The organism is Paludisphaera mucosa (assembly GCF_029589435.1).
In the GTDB taxonomy this organism is placed as follows: Bacteria; Planctomycetota; Planctomycetia; order Isosphaerales; family Isosphaeraceae; genus Paludisphaera; species Paludisphaera mucosa.
In genome coordinates this window covers 2,461,428-2,477,704 of the sequence record NZ_JARRAG010000002.1, presented here as the reverse complement: position 1 = coordinate 2,477,704, position 16,277 = coordinate 2,461,428, and the positions used below count along the sequence as shown (strand labels likewise).

At 69.6% G+C, this 16,277-nt stretch carries 11 protein-coding genes and 5 pseudogenes; 7 read left to right on the top strand and 9 right to left on the bottom strand.

The genetic code is table 11. The annotated features are described in order from the left end of the window. The first annotated feature begins 79 nt into the window (after positions 1–79). Both PZE19_RS19135 and PZE19_RS19130 read left to right on the top strand, forming a co-directional pair. Positions 80–1,582, top strand: coding sequence for a hypothetical protein (locus tag PZE19_RS19135; RefSeq protein ID WP_277862221.1), 1,503 nt, complete (start codon positions 80–82; stop codon positions 1,580–1,582). Between the two features lie 254 nt (positions 1,583–1,836). Next, positions 1,837–2,046 (top strand): MerR family transcriptional regulator, encoded by a 210-nt coding sequence (locus tag PZE19_RS19130; RefSeq protein WP_277862220.1) that lies wholly within the window; start codon positions 1,837–1,839, stop codon positions 2,044–2,046. Between the two features lie 76 nt (positions 2,047–2,122). On the opposite strand, the gene PZE19_RS33090 is transcribed toward PZE19_RS19130, so the two are convergent. Beyond that, a complete protein-coding gene (locus PZE19_RS33090; RefSeq protein ID WP_277862219.1) occupies positions 2,123–3,439 on the bottom strand; it encodes a tyrosine-type recombinase/integrase in 1,317 nt (438 codons plus the stop codon). Between the two features lie 399 nt (positions 3,440–3,838). Here PZE19_RS33090 and PZE19_RS19120 point away from each other — a divergent pair, with 399 nt between their 5' ends. Continuing rightward, positions 3,839–5,791, top strand: coding sequence for a recombinase family protein (locus PZE19_RS19120; RefSeq protein WP_277862218.1), 1,953 nt, complete (start codon positions 3,839–3,841; stop codon positions 5,789–5,791). Positions 5,792–6,001: 210 nt separating this feature from the next. Here the strand turns inward: PZE19_RS19120 and PZE19_RS33085 are convergent, their stop codons facing one another. Continuing rightward, the gene (locus tag PZE19_RS33085) at positions 6,002–6,280 is read right to left on the bottom strand and encodes a transposase (RefSeq protein ID WP_368411306.1); all 279 of its coding nucleotides are present in this window, start codon (positions 6,278–6,280) and stop codon (positions 6,002–6,004) included. Between the two features lie 552 nt (positions 6,281–6,832). Between PZE19_RS33085 and PZE19_RS19115 the strand changes: the two genes are divergently transcribed. Continuing rightward, positions 6,833–7,501 (top strand): sigma-70 RNA polymerase sigma factor region 4 domain-containing protein, encoded by a 669-nt coding sequence (locus tag PZE19_RS19115; protein ID WP_277862217.1) that lies wholly within the window; start codon positions 6,833–6,835, stop codon positions 7,499–7,501. Between the two features lie 134 nt (positions 7,502–7,635). Here the strand turns inward: PZE19_RS19115 and PZE19_RS19110 are convergent. Beyond that, a pseudogene (locus PZE19_RS19110) lies at positions 7,636–8,803 on the bottom strand (ISAs1 family transposase). Positions 8,804–9,025: 222 nt separating this feature from the next. On the opposite strand from PZE19_RS19110, the gene PZE19_RS33080 reads away from it, so the two are divergent. Then, complete coding sequence (locus tag PZE19_RS33080; protein ID WP_368411367.1) at positions 9,026–9,700, top strand: IS5 family transposase; 675 nt, start codon at positions 9,026–9,028, stop codon at positions 9,698–9,700. 486 nt (positions 9,701–10,186) lie between these two features. On the opposite strand, the pseudogene PZE19_RS33075 reads toward PZE19_RS33080, so the two are convergent. The 3 genes and pseudogenes from PZE19_RS33075 to PZE19_RS19095 all read right to left on the bottom strand — a co-directional run. After that, positions 10,187–11,290, bottom strand: a pseudogene (locus tag PZE19_RS33075) (recombinase family protein); the annotation flags it as partial. 550 nt (positions 11,291–11,840) lie between these two features. Continuing rightward, positions 11,841–12,005: pseudogene (locus tag PZE19_RS19100) on the bottom strand (transposase); the annotation flags it as partial. A 99-nt stretch (positions 12,006–12,104) separates the two neighbouring features. Then, positions 12,105–12,305, bottom strand: coding sequence for a hypothetical protein (locus PZE19_RS19095; protein ID WP_277862215.1), 201 nt, complete (start codon positions 12,303–12,305; stop codon positions 12,105–12,107). Between the two features lie 125 nt (positions 12,306–12,430). Between PZE19_RS19095 and PZE19_RS19090 the strand changes: the two genes are divergently transcribed. Then, positions 12,431–12,898, top strand: a complete 468-nt coding sequence (locus PZE19_RS19090) for a helix-turn-helix domain-containing protein (protein WP_277862199.1) — start codon at positions 12,431–12,433, stop codon at positions 12,896–12,898. On the opposite strand, the gene PZE19_RS19085 is transcribed toward PZE19_RS19090, so the two are convergent. Then, positions 12,876–14,452, bottom strand: a protein-coding gene (locus PZE19_RS19085) for a transposase (protein ID WP_277864356.1) whose coding sequence is annotated in 2 segments (ribosomal slippage) — positions 12,876–13,495 and positions 13,495–14,452 — 1,578 coding nt in all. Because the reading frame shifts where the segments join, the coding sequence is not laid out codon by codon here. The genes PZE19_RS19090 and PZE19_RS19085 overlap by 23 nt on opposite strands. Here PZE19_RS19085 and PZE19_RS19080 point away from each other — a divergent pair. Then, positions 14,342–15,265, top strand: a pseudogene (locus tag PZE19_RS19080) (IS630 family transposase); the annotation flags it as partial. The gene PZE19_RS19085 and the pseudogene PZE19_RS19080 sit on opposite strands and share 111 nt — an antisense overlap. 35 nt (positions 15,266–15,300) lie before the next feature. Here the strand turns inward: PZE19_RS19080 and PZE19_RS19075 are convergent. Together PZE19_RS19075 and PZE19_RS19070 are read right to left on the bottom strand one after the other, a co-directional pair. Next, on the bottom strand, positions 15,301–15,864 hold the full coding sequence (locus PZE19_RS19075; RefSeq protein WP_277862214.1) for an IS5 family transposase: 564 nt from the start codon (positions 15,862–15,864) through the stop codon (positions 15,301–15,303). After that, a pseudogene (locus PZE19_RS19070) lies at positions 15,816–16,124 on the bottom strand (transposase); the annotation flags it as partial. The gene PZE19_RS19075 and the pseudogene PZE19_RS19070, both read right to left, overlap by 49 nt. Positions 16,125–16,277 lie beyond the last annotated feature (153 nt).

Sequence of the window (16,277 nt, the reverse complement as noted above, 5' to 3'; positions counted from 1 at the left end):
CCAGCGATCACCCTTCAGTGGTCATGGGAACGCCGGATGATTTTTTCCCGATCGCTATTTCGATGGGGGACGTACTCGGATGGATTCGACCAAGGATTGGGGCAAGCTCACGCCCACGGATGATCGCGGCGCTCCCTCCCTCTTGAGCGAGGCCATGGGGACGGTCGTGCAGGCCCGGTCGACGATGTGGGTGTGGACTCCCCCGGACGACCTCCCTAACCCACTACCTCGAGGCTTATGCCTGCCCATACGCATCCACGTCGGGGCGGATGGAATCCGCTACATCTCCGCGGTCGGGCCGAAAGAACGCCCGAAGGGGACGCCCGCGGGGGGATTGGCCGGCCTTGTCGTCGCGGTGATGGGCGAGGCCGGGTTGGCGATGCGCGAACGGGATGGAGATTTGTCCCCCGAGAACATCTTCCGTCATCGGCTGGCGTTCCTGGCCATCCAGCGCGCACGCAGGACGAAGGAGTTCTGCCTGAGGAAGTTCAACAGCCCGAAGGACCTCCGCATCGCCGGATCCGGTGGATCGTCGAATCACACCCTCGTGGACGGGCTCTACCCCCTTTATGGCCCGGGACTCGGTCGGGACCCGATCGAGACCCTGCTCGACGCAGGACGCAACGACGCCCGCGAGGCGGGTATTGATGATCCCTCGTATGGGCAGAGCATCAGCTACGGTTTCGCCGCCCATGCCCGATCGAACCCTGGGCCCCCCGTCGCAAACGTCTCCGACTTGATCCGGTCCGTCGTGTTCGGGGTCGGCTTCGAGAGCAACCCGGAGGATGCCGTAAGCGAGGCCGTGGTGGTCGAGAGGCTCTGCGACGCACTTGGCCGCCACCTCGAGAAACCGGCAGCCCGTTACAACGGCTGGTTTTCGGGCCGTGGCAGCAGCCTCGTCAAGCAAATCGGCGGCCGGAAGAAGGCTCGGGGTGGGATCTTGAAGGGACCGATGGTGCGTCGGGCTCTCATCCAGCTCGGCTGGAATGCCCACGGCTACGTGGCGGAGTGTGTCGGTTACCTGATGCTGGCCGTCGCCAAGGCCCTGCCTGTACCGCTGAGCCTCCGCGAACGTCGCATCTTCGAGGGGATGCACCTACCCCAACCGCACTTCGGCGGCCTCCCCATGATCCTCCTCGTCGACCGCTTCCAGTTCCTCGAGGGATCGCTCGGAAACCTCTGCGAGAATCCCGGCGACTCGGACCACGTCAGGGTCTTGCATCAGGTTATGCAATCTTACGTCGATCTGAATTCGGAACGCCGCCGACTCGACTGCGAAATCAAGCGACCCGCCACCCTCGTCTTCGATGAGAAGAGGGACGCGGCACCCGAGCCGATCGTGGACAGACTCGCCCTGATCGTGATGCGAATCCTCGAATCGAGGGGGCTGGGTTGCGGCTGTTCGACGCCGTCACCGAAAGCGACGGTGGACGACCCAGAAAGGGACCCGATCACGATCACCTACGCCTGCCTGAATCCGGGATGTGAATTCATCATTCCGCTCATCACGGACCGGGCCGAGATCGGGGCGGTTGGCAGGGTCGTCCTGGGCGTTGGAGGCGAGCAACCCGACGACGATTGACGACGACTCCGCCGGGCCGGAGGACGACCGTGTTTCGGTCCGATCATGGCGGGTCCGACCCAAATCCCTCGTCCCCGGCCCGTTCAGCCTGGATGATCCTGCCCTCCCCACGAGGACGGGCGATCCCGGCCGAATTCGCGACACGGGTAGCGACGCCGGTGAAACCGGCGATGTGCGCCACGGTTTCATCCGGCGTTCCCCCACTCGATGTGGACGTAAATGTTCGGTGGCCCACGACGGACGGATGGTCGCATATGCGTCGGACGGACAATCTCTCGACGATCGGCCCGGTCGCCTCCCGGCTGGGGGTTTCCCGATGGCGGTTGGCCTACTGGATCGAACGAGGCGACGTCCCGGGCCCATCCCTCCAGGTGCCCGGCCGCCGCCTCTTCAGCGAGATCGACGTCGAACGGATCCGCCGGGCGATCGCCGGGAGGGCGACGGCCCCCCCGGCGGACTCCTGAGCCGACCTGGTCGCTCGCCCGTCGTCGAGGTCGGCGGTGATTTCCTCTCGCCGACGGGTCCCGTGGAAGCGTCGATCTATCCGACCCGGGCCCGGTCACGCGCGTGTTGCAGCGACAGCGGCCAGAGCCGCAGGGCGCGGAGGATCTCGCGACGCTGCGTCTCGGGGCGCGAGTGGGTGTAGACCCCCGTCATCCCCAGCGCCCCCGAGCCCGGCGAGCCGGGCTGATGGCCCAGGGTCACCTGCCTGATCAGCGGGTCGACGTTGGCGTCCTGCAGCAGCGTGGCGAAGGTGTGCCTCCAGCTCTTCGGGCAGGTCGCCCCGGCGAGCCCCATCGCCCTTGTCGTCTGAAGGAACGCCGTGCGGGCCTGGTCCGGGTCGATGGCGCCGGCGTCCCGCCAGACGCCGCGCGCGACCCGGGCCCGCTCGGCCCGCGTCAACGCGCGTCCCGCTAGATCGGCTTCCGCTGCGGCCCTCTTCTCGAGGAGCCGGACCAAAGCCGACTGGTCCGACGCCCCCGCCGGCGAGGAGCCGGGGTCGTACCGCCGCCGCAGGAAGATCGGCCCGGCCGGACGAGCCCCGATCACGCGCCTCAGCACCTCGACCAGCTCCTCGATCAGGGGGAGGGAGCGGTCCTTGCCCGTCTTGATCCGCCAGCCCAACGCAGGCCGGTTTCGAACGTGCAGCCAGCCCGCGTCGAGGTCGACGTCCTCGACCAGCAGGTGGGCCAGCTCGCCGGGCCTCATCCCGGTCTTGGCCAGCGTGAAGTGGACCGCGAACGCCCAGTCGTCGGCGGCCCGGAAGAAGGCCAGCTCGGCGGCTTCGTCGAAGACGAAGACCGGCTTGGCGTCCTCGAGCTTCATCCGGTCGAGCCTGAGCTCGGCGAAGGGGTTGCCGGCGTAGGGGGGCAGGTGGCGCATCCTCGCGGCGAAGCCGTACATCGAGCGGCAGCATTCCAGGATGTAGCGGACCCCCTTGTCGCGGAGCGGCCGCCGGGCCGTGTTCGGGTGCCCGTTGGGGGCGACCGAGAGCGAGCGGAGGTGGGCGACGAAGGCCTGGGGCCGCAGCTCGTGGGCCATGGCGGCGGCCGGGGAGAGGCCGGCGGCGTAGTCTTCCAGGTATCGCGTGGCGGCCCGGTAGCGGCTGAGGGTGGCCAGGGAGGACCGCTGGACCAGCTCGTGATGGTCGAGGAACCGGCGACGCAGCTCGGCGACCCCGAGGGGCGTGAAGGCGAGCAGGGTCGGGGCCGCGGAGAGCAGCTGGGAGTTGACCTGGGCGGCGATCCGCGCGGCTTCTTCCTCGGTCGGGGCGACGCGGCGTCGGACCTGGCGTTCGCCGTCGCGGTAGTAGATGTGCCAGGAGCCGTTGCGAAGGTAATACGAGACGCGACCCACGCGATGTCGCGAGGGCTGAGGTCGACGGGGCCGGGACAAGGGACACGCTCCCGGTGCACGGTCCGTGCACCAAACGTGCACCAGGGCGGTCGTCGGCAGGCAGGATTATGGCCGCAACTCGATGATGATTATCGACTTGCGGCGACCGGCGGGAAAACTCAGCGGAGAGGGGGGGATTCGCAAGACCCGCCCCACGCAACCCTCAGGCGACACACGATTTACGGCCCAAGGCCTGACGCCCGCTAGGTTTGAGCCGAGCCCGTCCTCCGCGGTCATCCCCGGTCGTTTGGGGTCGTCTCGCATCCCTTTCAGCACAATTTCAGCACAGGTCGACGGCCCCGTCGGCGCTCTGGAAACGTCACTCTCCGACGCCGGCCGAACGGGGCGGGGGGGTGGCCGATGAGCGGTCGCCTCGACCCGCCCCTGGCCCCGAGGTCCGGCCAGGTCCTCCGCGTCCTCATGGTCTGCCGGATCAGCACCGAGCAGCAGGACGTAAAGAGCCTCGCCGACCAGGAGGCCATGCTCCGCGACCACCTCGCGGCCGCCTACGAGGGCCGCGTCGATGTGAAGGTGATCGCCAGCCGGGGCTCCGGCCAGCACCTCGACCGCGTGGAACTGCTCGAGATCGAGCGGCTTATCGAGGGCCGCGGCTTCGACCTGGTCGTCGCCGAGGACCTGGCCCGGATCTGCCGCCGCGCCCACGCCTACGAGATCTGCGAGCTGGCCCAGGACCACGGGGCCCGGCTGATCGCCGTCAACGACTTCGTCGATACCGCCCGCGACGACTGGCACCTCGGGGCCTTCTTCAACGTCTTCCGCCACGAGGCCTCCTGCCGCGACACCTCCCGGCGGATCCGCCGCTCGCTGCGCAATCGGTTCGCCCAGGGCGGCGTGGTCCAGACCCTCGTCTACGGCTACATCAAGCCGCCGGGGGCCGCGTCCGACGCCGACGTCGTCAAGGCCCCCGAGGCCGAGGCGATCTACGACGAATGGTTCCGGCTCCTCGAGGGCGGCGCCACCTACGCCGAGGTCGCGGACTGGCTCAACGGCCTGGGCGTCCGCCCCGGGCCGGCCTGCCGTTCGGCGACCTGGAACATCGCCCGGGTCCGCGGCGCCACGCTCAACCCGATCCTCAAGGGCGAAAGGGTCCGCAACAGGATGATCGCGAAGCGGACGAACAAGACGGGCCGCTCGCACAACGTCCCGGCCCCTCCCGAGGACCTGCTGGTGCGGCACGTCCCGCACCTGGCGTTCATCGATCCGGATCGCTACGACCGCGTCGTCGCGCTGATCAAACGCCGCACCGCGAAGTACAAGGCCAAGGGCCTGGACGCCCGCAAGGGCGTCTCGCGAAAGCGGACGGCCTTCCCCGGCCAGCACCTGACTTGCGGGATCTGCGGGCGGCTCTGCTACTACGGCGGCCACGGACGGGCCGATCACCTGATCTGCAGCGGGGCCCGGGACCACCGCTGCTGGAACGGCGCGACCGTCGGGGCCGGCCTGGCCGCCCGCATGATCGCGCGGGCGGTCCTGGCCGGGGTGGAAGGGATGTGCGACTTCGACGCAGCCCTCCGCTCCGAGCTGGAGCGGGAGGTCGAGCTGGTCGAGGCCGAGCAGGGCAGGACGGCCGCGGGCCTGCGTCGCGACGCGGCCGAGGCGGCCCGCCAGGTCGACAACGTCGTCGCCGCGATGACGGCCGCCGGGCCGAGCGCGGCGTTGGTGGAGAAGCTCCACGAGCTGGAAGCCGAGCGCGAGCGGCTGGACTTCGAACTGGCCGAGTTGGCGCGGACGCCGGCCGAGCCGCTCGTGCTGCCGACGAAGGAGCGGCTCCGGGCCCTGGCCGGCGAGGCGTTCGAGGGTCTCCTGACCGACTCCCAGGAGGCCGCCCGGCTGGCCCGGCGGCTGCTGCCGAGGCTGGAAGTGATCCCCTACCGGCTCTGCGACGGCGAGGCCGTCGAGCCCCGGGCCCACCTGACGGTCGACCTGACGGCGCTGGTGCCCGGCACCGGGGCGCTCGAGGGCCGGCTGGCCCCGCTGAAGCTCGAGCTGGTCGTCGACCTCTTCGAGCCGCCCCAGCGGGTCGCCTTCCGCGAGCGGGTGGTCGAGCTGAGGGCCTCCGGATCGTCCGAGAAGAAGGTCGCCGCGCAGTTGGGACTGACAGTGACCGCCACCCAACGGGCGGCCTCGCTGGACCGCCTGATGGACGAGAAGGGCCTGGCCGACCCCTACGTCCGCATGACCGGGCCGCTCGAGGACTCGAAAAGGACTCGTCGGCACCGCCACCCCCGCTACCGCTTCGAGCCGCTGGCCGGCTGGTCGCCCAGCGACGTCGACGGCCCCAGGGCCGCCTGATCCGGATCGATCGACGAACGACGGCGTCACGACGCCCAGGGCCCCCGCCGCAATCCGCGGTCGGGGGCTTTTTCATTTCTAGAGTTTGGAGCTCACTCATGACAATCGCCGATTCGTCCGTTTCTCCCGACCAATCCGATCTGGAGGGCCGCCCCCGCCCCGAGATCCCGCGACTACTGACCCTCCTGGCCGTCGAGATCGCACGTCGGCTCAAGGCGGAAGCTCGGGCTGAACCGATCGATCGAAGTCCTGAGGGTGTTGCCCCTCGGCCGAAGACCTCCCGGTCGAGTCGGGGATCGAGGCGGCCGCGGACTCGGTGATCTCGTCAGCCTCGCGGAAGAGCCTCTTGAGCTTGGCAAAGGTCTGCTCGATTGGGTTGAAATCGGGGCTATAAGGCGGCCGGCGCAGCAGCCGGCAGCACGCCCCCTTTATCGCCTTGCCGGCTCCTTGCCGATCGTGGCAAGCGAGGTCGTCGTCACCACGTCGCACAACCGCAAGGCCGGCGCGAACTGCCGGCGGAAGTCGGCGGCGAAAACTCGCCGTCGATCGCCCCGTCGACCCGCAAGTCGGTCACGAACGTCGTCGTATTCCAGCGGCCGTGCGGCACGGCCATGACCGGCCGCACGCCGCCGGGAAGCGGCCCCGGGGCCGGGTCATCTTCGTTCTCACCCAGATCTCGTCGCCGTAGGCGAGGGGTTTCGGGTCCAGGCCGGGCATGGGCTCGCGCCCGCAGTCGCGGGCCAAGTCCGACAGGTCCCGCTCGGCGGACCCCTGACCTTTTTATGGGTCAGGCCCATCTCGCCGAACGCCCGCCGGAGCGTGGAGATCCCCAGATCCAGGCCGAGCAGGCGGCATCCGTCCCCTCCCGTCGCATCGCCACGTCCCGGCGATCCCTTCCCCCCTCGATCCGCCTCTCCCTCGCTTCGGCAGGGCCTCGCTCTTCGCCCGAACCCCGTTCGCCTCGCGCGCCGCGCGGGCCGTTGCGTCTCACGACACGACCGCCCCGCCGGGGCGGTCTCACTGCACCCTGGAGATCGCCCCGTGAACGTTCCATCCCCGGCTCCCGGGCCTTCGCCCGCCGACTGGCACCCCGCCTTCCTGGCCATGCTCCCGGCGATCCGCCGATCCGTCCGCGCCTGCTTCCGCCACCTGCACGGCGAACGCCTCGACGACGCCGTCCAGGAGGCGGTGGCCAACGCGTGCGTCGCGTTCGAGCGACTGTTCCGGCGGGGCTGCCCGGAACGTGCCTTCCCGTCCGCACTGGCCCGCTTCGCCGCGGCCCAGGTCCGGCAGGGGCGTCTGATCGGGACGTCCTCGAACGCCTGGGACGTCTCGTCGCCGTACGCCCGGCGGCGGAATCGATGGACCGTCGAGAGCCTCGAAAGGTTCGACGGCGAGCGGGGGCGATGGGCGGAAGCCGTGGCGGAGGACGCCCGGACGGCCGTGGCGGACCAGGCCTGGTTTCGCATCGACTTCCCCGAATGGTTGTCCCGGCTCTCGCCGCGCGACCGTCGAGTCGCCGAGGACCTGTCCGTCGGGCACGGCACCGGCGAGGTGGCCCGGCGTTTCGGCGTCTCCGCCGCCCGGGTGGCCCAACTGCGCCGGGAGTTGCACGACTCCTGGCGGCGGTTCCATGGCGAGGTCGAGGTCCCGTCGCGCGAGGCGAGGGCCGTCGGTGCGACCGCCGTCTCCGGTTCCGGCCACTCGTAGCCGGCCGTCGGGTCGGGGCCCCCTCGCCGTCCTTGGGGCGCCCGCCCGTCCCCAGGATGCGAGGAGGCCCTGATGGATCGAACGTCGCGCGAGGACGCGGCGGCGATCCCTCCGACCTCCAGGGCCAGCGGCAATTAACGTGTTGATCCGATAACGACTTGCATGAGGAAGTCGACGCTCCATCCGCGGGAGCGTCGTTTCATGGCGACGCTCTGTCGCCCTGGGTGTTGCTTCAATAGCGAGAGGCTGAAGCGGTTCAGCCAGGCCATGTTCTCGCGCAGGCACCTCTCGCGGATGCGGGATTCGTCCTCGCGGAAGGTCACGTCGAGGGTCCAATGGCAGCCGTTCTCCACGCCCCAGTGCGAGCGCACCGCGTGGGCGAACGCCTTCGCGTCCGGTTTCACCGGCAGGCTGCTGATGTAGTAACGGACCTCGTCCACGGCCTTGCCGTCGCGCAGGGTCTCGGAGATCGCCACGCCGATCGACTTTAGCCCTCGCCACGTCTTGAGCCCGGGCAAGTCCTGCGGGGCTTCGAGCTGGATGTACGTCCTCGACTCGCGGCGGCCGTGGCCCGTCTCCTCGGCCTGACGACGGCCCACATCGTCGCCGGCGAAATCCGCGTCCCAGCGGCCCATCAGATGATCGACGACCGCCTGATGCAGCGTCGCCTGGTTCCCCCTTCAACGCCAGCACGTAGTCCCCTCCCGCGGCGACGACCGCGGCGGCGATCTCCTTCTGGCAGCCCATCGCGTCGATCGTCACGATCCCGCCGGAGACGTCCACCAGCCTCAGCAGCTCGGGGATCGCCGTGATCTCGTTGGACTTCTCGTCGCAGGCGACCTGGCCCGGCGACAGGCCGTATTCGCTCGCCCAGACGGTCACCGCGTGCAACGCCCCGAGGCCGCCCTTGCGGTCGTGGCTGCGGCGCAAGGTCTTGCCGTCGACCGCCAACGTTGGCCGCTCGACGCCGGTCTCGGCCGCGGCCTCGTCGCGCAACGAGCGCACCCAGGCGGCGAAGCACGCCTGGAACGCCTCGGGACGTAGCGCCATCAGCACGCGACGGAAGACGTCCTTGCAGGGGGCCCCGTACGGCAGCGGCAGCACCGACGCCAGGAGTCCCTCCTTGAGCGCCGCCCACTGCGCGATCGCCGTGGGCCCCGACGCCCCGGCCAGCACGGCGATCAGCGCGATGACCACCACCGAGGCCAGCGGATGCTTGCGGTTGATCTCCGACCGCGGATCCTCAAGCCCCTGGAAATACGCCACGACCTCGTCCAGACCGAACCGACGCGAGCCCGCCATCGACCGCCCCCCATGCTCCGACTCGGAAAGCCGCATGGAAGATGATCTAACCGAATCCGGATCCGGGCGCAAGTCGTCAAACTCAGCCAAATCTACCTATAAGTGCGCACTGGCCCTGATCCTCGCTCCAGGTATAAGAGGCTATCCGGTAAGGCTTGTGGGCCGTAAGCTGTTGGGGCGGAAGGACGCCCCATCGATCGACGGCCTCAAGGACGACCCGCGATGCGCAAGCCCTATCCTTCGGATTTGACCGACGAGCAATGGGCGATCCTTGAGCCCATGATCCCGATCAATACGGACGGTCGGCCGCGGGTCGTCGACATTCGAGAGGTGGTCAACGCCGTCCTCTACCTGGACCGCTCGGGATGCCAGTGGGACATGCTGCCGCACGACCTGCCGGCGAAGAGCACGGTCTACGATCACTTCGCGCGGTGGCGCGACGACGGCACCTGGCGGCGGATCCAGGAGGCCCTGCGTCGCAAGGTCCGCGAGGCGGCCGGTCGCGACCCCGCGCCGAAGGTCGGCTGCATCGACAGCCAGACCGTGAAGGGGACGGAGGTCGGCGGCTCGCGGGGCTACGACGGCGGCAGGAAGCTGCGGGGCCGGAAACGCCACATCGTCGTGGATTCCATGGGCTTGCTGCTGGTCGTGCTGGTCTCGGCGGCGAACCTCGACGACGGGACGTGGGCGTCGCACGTCCTGGCCCGCCTGACCGCCGGGCAGTGCACGCGGCTGGAGGCCGTCCGGGGCGACGCCAAGTACCGCAACCACTCGCTCGACGCCTGGCTGGCCGACGGGCGGAAGGTCGGGGCCTACGTCGTGGAGGTCGCCGAGCGGCCGCCCGGCTCGGTCGGGTTCGTCCACGTCGAGAAGCGATGGGTCGTCGAGATAGTCTGAACGCAAATGACAAAAGCGGATGTTCTCGCTTTTATCGCTCGTGGGCAGGACGTAGCGGATCTCGACCTCGTCGCCCGTGACGACCACTCGGTCGACCAGCAGTTCGACCAACTGCCGCTTCCCGTCGAACGTCGCCGTCTCGAGCCCGGCGGCGATCCGCCCGCAGAACGCTTCGAGCGTCGCCGCCATGCCCACGACCTCGTCGAGGCGTTCCGATTCCCCGGCGAGCCGGGCCTCCTGCTCGGCCAGGGTCTGCTGCCTCGACTCCAATTCCCCGCGCCTGCGGCGATACTCTTCCAGTGGGACGACGCCGCCGAGGTAGGCCTCGGTCAGCCGATCGAGCTGGCCCGACAACGACGCCTTCCCCTGCCGCAGCCGCTCCCGTCTCGCCTGGAATTCCTGCGGGTGCCAGCTCCCGGCGGCCGCCCGACGGAACGCCCCGCCCGCCGCGGCCGGATCTCGCAGCAGCTCGCATAGGTCGCCCCAGACCAGGTCGTCCAGGACCGCCGCCGGGATGAACCGCGAGCCGCAGGTCGCCCCGTTGCGATTCCGCGCCGCCCGGGACTTGCCGGTGCAGGTGTAGTAGCCGTAGTGGGGCGGGCGTCGCCTCGCGATGCTCGCCAGGCCGCAGTGGCCGCAGCTGACCAGGCACCGCAGCAGATAGGATCCGACCTTGTTGTTGCGGGACGAGAACGACCGGTTGGCCGCCAGCTTCGCCTGCACTCGCTCGAACAGCCCCGGATCGACGACCGCGGGGATCGGCCCGACGTCGATCCACTCGTCGCGCGGCGTCGGCTCGGCCGTCCCGTGGGGGCGGCCGATCGGGTGGGTCGCCGAGCGTCGCGCTCGGGCCTCGCGGTATCGGTGCCGTCCGGCGTAGACGCGGCCCGTATAGGCCGGATTTCGGAGGATCCCGCGGACCGAGGCGTCGCTCCAGCACGCCTTGCCCGAGGGCGAAGGGACGCCGAGGTCGCGTAGATGGTCGACGAGGCCGTGGAGCGTGCGTCGTCCCTCGGAGTACCAGGCGAACATCTCGGCGACGACCGCGGCCTCGCACGGGTCGAGGTGGACGCCCGAGGGGTCGCGGGGCCTGTCGACCGCCATCCGGTAGCCGTACGGGGCCCGGGTCCACGGCAGCATCTCCCCGGCCCGATATCGACGCTGGCGGCCGCGGCGCGTCCGCTCGGCGATCAAGGTCCGCTCGTACTCGGCGACGGCGCCGCGGATCTGGAGCAGGAGCTGGTCGTGCGGGTCCCGGGACATCGGCCGGTCGAGGAACTCGACCCTGCAGCCCTTGGACTGCAGCTCCTCGAGCAGGAGGGTCTGGTGGACGAAGTTGCGGGCCAGCCGGTCGGGGTCGGTCAGGAGGATCGCGTCGAACGAGGCCATGGCCGCCGCGTCGCGGAGGCGGTCGAGTCCGGGCCGCTTGAGCGCGGCCCCGCTGTAGCCGTCGTCACGAAAGACGTTCGCCTCCTGGAGGTCCCAGCCCCGGCCTCGGGCATGCTCCCGCAGCCGCCCGATCTGCTCGTCGATGGTCTGCGCCTCGGCCTGCCGCTGCGTCGAGACGCGTGCATATATCGCGATCTTCATCGGTCGTCTCCTCCGCGGTGGTGGGATGGCCCGGCTCGTCGGGCTTGGCTCGCGCCGGCCCGGGGCCGGACGGCGACCAGCCCAGGAGCAGCTGGTAGGCGCGATCCCATCGGCGCTGCCCGTCCGGGCGGGACGCGAATCGGCGGGTGGTCCGCCAGTCGTGGTGCATGGCCGCCTCCCCGAGGCGATGTGCCTCGGGGAGAAGGTACGGGACAAGCCCAGGGCCCGCCCGGATCATCTGGGCCGGCGCGGCCTCAGGGCCAGCCGGCGGGAGCGTGCCAGGCAGAATTTGTCATTTGCGATTAGACCATCGAGCGGACCTTCGCCTGGATCGGCCGCTCGCGCCGCAACAGCCGCGACTACGAGCGGCTCGAACGCTCGTCCGAGGCGATGATCATGGTCGGGTCGATCCATCGCATGCTCCGGACGTTAGAACCCGACCCATGCAATCCGCCCGCGCCCTTCAGATATCGTGAAAATCAGGGATTGGTTACCGGATGGCCTCTAACATCCCCCTCGCTCCCAAGCAAACAGGCTTTGCCGCCCTAGCTTTTTTTGACAGGACGTCCTGGAGCATCCTCTTGTCCAAGCTGAGGTCGGCGACCAGCTGCTTCAGCTTGCGGTTCTCCTCCTCGAGCTGCTTCAGCCGCCTCAGCTCCACGACGCCCATCCCGCCGAACTGCTTCTTCCAGCGGTAGAACGTCGCCTCAGAGACGTCATCGGACTGCACCCCCGTCAGTCTTCTGCGAGGGTCTTCGCCTGGTCATTGCACGTCTCCTGATTCCTGATGCGACAGGGCCAGCGCATATAGACGCTATGTGATGTCCAAGACTTGCGTCAGATAGTCGGTGTTGTATCCGCAGGCGAGCATCTTGCCCCGGATGCTGTCATTGACGGGATGGCGTTTCAGGAGGGTCACGGCGAAGCGGCGGAGCCAGCTGAGGTTGTCGGCCAGGACGCGTTCGCGGGTGCGGCGGTCGTCCTCGCGGAAGACGACGTCGAGGACCCAGTGCATCGATTCGATCGACCAGTGGCCCCGGACCGCCTCGCCGAACCGTTTGGGGCCGACGTCCCTAGTGGTCCGCCACACCTGAGTTGACGGTTTTGGTAGGATCTCTTCCACGAAGGAGGAGATCCGCCATGGCCCTGAAGGACAAGCGCCTCGTCCGGCTGACCGACGATCAACGGAGGCAGCTCGAGAAGATGATCGCCGGGGGCCGCCACGCCGCGGCCGCCCTCGTCCACGCCCGCATCCTGCTCAAGGCGGACGTCGGCCCCAGCGGGCCCGGGCTGGGCGACGCCGCGATCGCCGAGGCGATCGAGTGCTCGGAGGGCACGGTCGCCCGCGTCCGCAAGCGGTTCGCCGAGTGCGGGCTCGACGCGGCCCTTCACCGCAGGAAGCCGACCGGCCGACGATACCGCAAGCTCGACGGGGCGCAAGAGGCCCGGCTCGTCTCACTGGCCTGTTCCTCGCCGCCGGACGGGAAGGCTCGGTGGACGCTCAAGATGCTGGCCGACCGGCTGGTCGAGCTGGAGTCGGTGGACGCCGTCAGCGACGAGACGGTCCGCCGGGTCCTAAAAAAAACTAGGACGGTAGAGCCGGCTTGATCATGATCTCCTTAAGCGACAGCAGGTAAGCCGCGGGATCGCGGCGGAAGCGGTGGCCCATCTTCCTGACCTCCTGCCTCCGCTCCAGCCCACCGCGGAGCGCCCGCCACGCCGCGAGGTCCGATGGCACCAGGTCGGCCCTCTCGATCGGCCGGAGCCGGGTCGCGGTCGCCGAGACCAGCCGTACCGAGCCCCGCACCACCATCCCCGGCGACGCCACCTTGCGGCCGCTGCAACGCCGCTCGTGATGGCGATACGAGCCGAACAGTTGCTCCAGGTCGTTGTTGGTCCGCGGCAGGCCGGCCGTGTCATAGCAGGCGAACAGCCCGGGCCAGTAGCTCCGCGTCACCTTCAGGAAATGGCCGACCGCGTCGTCCAGCCCCCCGGCGGCATCGCGATGCCGCCCTATCTCCCCCATCAGCCCGACGAACCGACGCCGCACCCCGGCGGCGTCGAGCCCCGCCTTGTTCCGCAGGATCGCCGCGGCGCGATGCACCCGGCCGAACGCCGCACGCACCTCGGGCCACGCCGAATCGGTCGCCTCCAGGCCCCCGGCCAGGATCGCACGCAGCCGCGTCAGTTCTTTCGGGAGCCCCTTTTGGCGCCGACCTCGTCCAGGCCCTCGGCGACCTTCGCCAGCCGGTCCCGCAGCACCAGGCCCGAGGCCGCCAGCGGCGGCCGGCCGTCGTCGGTCAGCGACGTGCGGACCGCGGCGCAGTAGCCCCGGATCGCCGTCGCCTCGTCGTCGTCGCGGCCCTCGACGGCCCGCTCGATCGGGCGGATGCCCCGGACCTTCTTCTTGAGCGTGACCTTGGCGTGGCGATCGGCCTCGTAGATCGGCCGGGCCGCCTCGCGGAGGTAATGGAACTGGCAGAGCTGGTGCGGCACGCCGGGCAGGGCTTCGGCCACGGCGTCGCGGATGGAATGCTGGCCGTCGGAGATCACCCCGACGATCGGCACGCCGGCGGCCCCCTCGGCCTCGGGCTGGAGGGCGGACCTCACCTCGCCGAGCAGCTTGGCCAGGTCGGCCCGGCAGGAGGAGAGAAGGCTCCGGGCCAGGAGGATCTCGCCGGAGAGGACGTCGCGGATGACCCAGAGGACCTCGTGGCCGACGTCGGGCTGGAGCCCATCGATGGCCAGGATCACCCGCCCGGCCTCGGCGACGACCCGGCGGAGTCGGGCGGGGTCGGACAGCGAGAGGGCGAGCAGCTCGTCGTAGCGGTCCAGCAGGCAGGAGACGCTCCGCACGCAGATGCCCACCCCGCGTCGGGTCAGCTCGGCGTGGATCTCGGCGACGCCGCGGTGCTCGACATGGCGGAGGCGACCGACCAGGGCGATGACATCCAGGCCGAACTCCTGCTGCGGCAGGGCGATGGCCCCCTCGGCTTCGGCCCGGAGCGAGACGTTGTGGCGGGGGCAGTCGGCATCGCGGCAGCGTCGGACCTGGACGGCGAATCGGGTGAGCCCCTCGAGGGTGGCGACGACGCGGCGGCCCTTGTAGGCGGCCCAGAGGGGCCGGTCGCACCCGGGGCAGACGCGGGTGGCGGTCGTCAGCTCGACGGTGCGAGTGGGGGCCGGTCGTGGCGTCCGCTTGGGCTTGGGCATCGGTCGACTCCTGGAGGGCTTCCCCAGGAGAACCGATGGCAAACTACCGATCAAGCCGGCTCTACCGTCCTAGAAAAAAACGCGCTCAAGCCCTGGCTGAAGCAGCAGTGGGTCATCCCGCCGAAGGCGAACGCCGAGTTCGTCTGCGCGATGGAGGGCGTGCTGGAGGTCTACGCCCGGCCCTACGACCCGAGGCGGCCGGTGGTCTGCGCCGACGAGGGGGGCAAGCAGCTGATCGGCGACGCCCGGCCGCCGCTCCCGGTCCGCCCGAGGCGTCCGGCCAAGGAGGACTACGAATACGTCCGGCACGGGACGGCCAACCTGTTCATGGCCTTCGAGCCGCTGGCGGGGGAGCGGCGCGTGGAAGTGACCGAGCGGAAGACCAAGGCCGACTTCGCCCGGCTGCTGAAGCGGATCGCCGACGAGTGGTACGCGGACGCGGAGCGGGTCACGCTCGTGGTCGATAACCTGAGCACCCACAAGCCGGCGGCCCTGTACGAGGCGTTCGAGCCGGCCGAGGCGCGGCGGATCCTGGGGCGACTGGAGTTCGTCTACACGCCGAAGCATGGGAGCTGGCTGAACGTGGCGGAGTGCGAGTTGTCGGTCCTGGCCCGCCAGTGCCTCGACCGCCGCATCCCCGACATGGGCTCGCTCAGGCTCGAGGTGGCGGCCTGGGAGGCCGGCCGGAACGCGGCCGCCGTGAAGGTCGACTGGCAGTTCGCGACGGCGGACGCCCGGGTCAAGCTCAAGCGGCTGTACCCGGTCCTGGAAACCACAAACTCAGGTGTGGCGAAACACTACGGCCTGTTGACGGATTGGGCGAGCTTCCGGACGTGGATGAATCCGAAGACGAGGCGGGCGACGCCGAGGTAGACGTCCTTCAATTTCTCATATCTCGTGGCGAACCGTCGGAACTGCTTGGCTTTCGCGAACGCCCGCTCGACGCGGTTCCTCTGCTTGTAGATCTCCCTCATCTCGTCGTCCCAGGGCCACGGCTCCTTGCGACACCTCCGGTTGGGGATCACCGGCAGGGCGTCGAGGTCGTCCAGGACGACGTCGCGGACGGCGTCGGAGTCGAACCCCTTGTCGCCGAGCACCTCGGCGACCTCGCCGACCGCGTCGTGGGCCTCGATCAACACGCCTTTCGCCAGAGGGGCGTCGTTCCTCTGACCCTCGGCCACGTCCAGGGCGACGACGCCGTCCTCGTCGCAGGCCACGGCGATCACCTTGGTCGAGAAGCCGCCGCGCGACCGGCCGAGGGCCTGCGCCTCGGCCCCCCCTTTTTTCGCCCGGCCCCGGCGGCGTGCTGATGGGCCCGGACGATCGTCGAGTCGATCATCAGCCGCCGGGCGTCCTCGCACTCGGTCCGCCCGGACATCAGGTCGAACAGCTTCTTGAGCCGGCCCGAGTGGATCCAGCGGCGCAAGCGGTTGTAGACGGCGTCCCACGCCCCGAACTCGGCCGGCAGGTCGCGCCAGGGGATGCCGGTCCTCGCCCAGTAGAGGACCGCCTCGAAGAACATGCGGTCGGGCAGCTCCGGCTCGGGGCCCAGCTTCGAGCGGCACTTCTCGACCATAGGGCCGAAGACGGACCAAGTCTCGTCCGTGATCAGGTATCGCATGGCGGCGTCGGCCCCCCTCCTGGGTCGTGATCCGCCTTAAACCTTTACCGCAACAGCCTCCGGACAGTCAACAGGCCCTAGTACTACAGTTGCAATTGAAGTCATTGCCGTGTAGCGTGTTGCGCATGGAGGCCGAGCCATGCCCGCATAGCC

What these genes read in the sequence shown, in the direction of transcription:
- PZE19_RS19090 (WP_277862199.1), top strand. Translation starts at nt 12,431, where the DNA reads ATGGCCCTGAAGGACAAGCGCCTCGTCCGGCTGACCGACGATCAACGG.
- PZE19_RS19130 (WP_277862220.1), top strand. Translation starts at nt 1,837, where the DNA reads ATGCGTCGGACGGACAATCTCTCGACGATCGGCCCGGTCGCCTCCCGG.
- PZE19_RS19095 (WP_277862215.1), bottom strand. Translation starts at nt 12,305, where the DNA reads ATGCACTGGGTCCTCGACGTCGTCTTCCGCGAGGACGACCGCCGCACC.
- PZE19_RS19135 (WP_277862221.1), top strand. Translation starts at nt 80, where the DNA reads ATGGATTCGACCAAGGATTGGGGCAAGCTCACGCCCACGGATGATCGC.
- PZE19_RS19120 (WP_277862218.1), top strand. Translation starts at nt 3,839, where the DNA reads ATGAGCGGTCGCCTCGACCCGCCCCTGGCCCCGAGGTCCGGCCAGGTC.
- PZE19_RS33080 (WP_368411367.1), top strand. Translation starts at nt 9,026, where the DNA reads ATGCGCAAGCCCTATCCTTCGGATTTGACCGACGAGCAATGGGCGATC.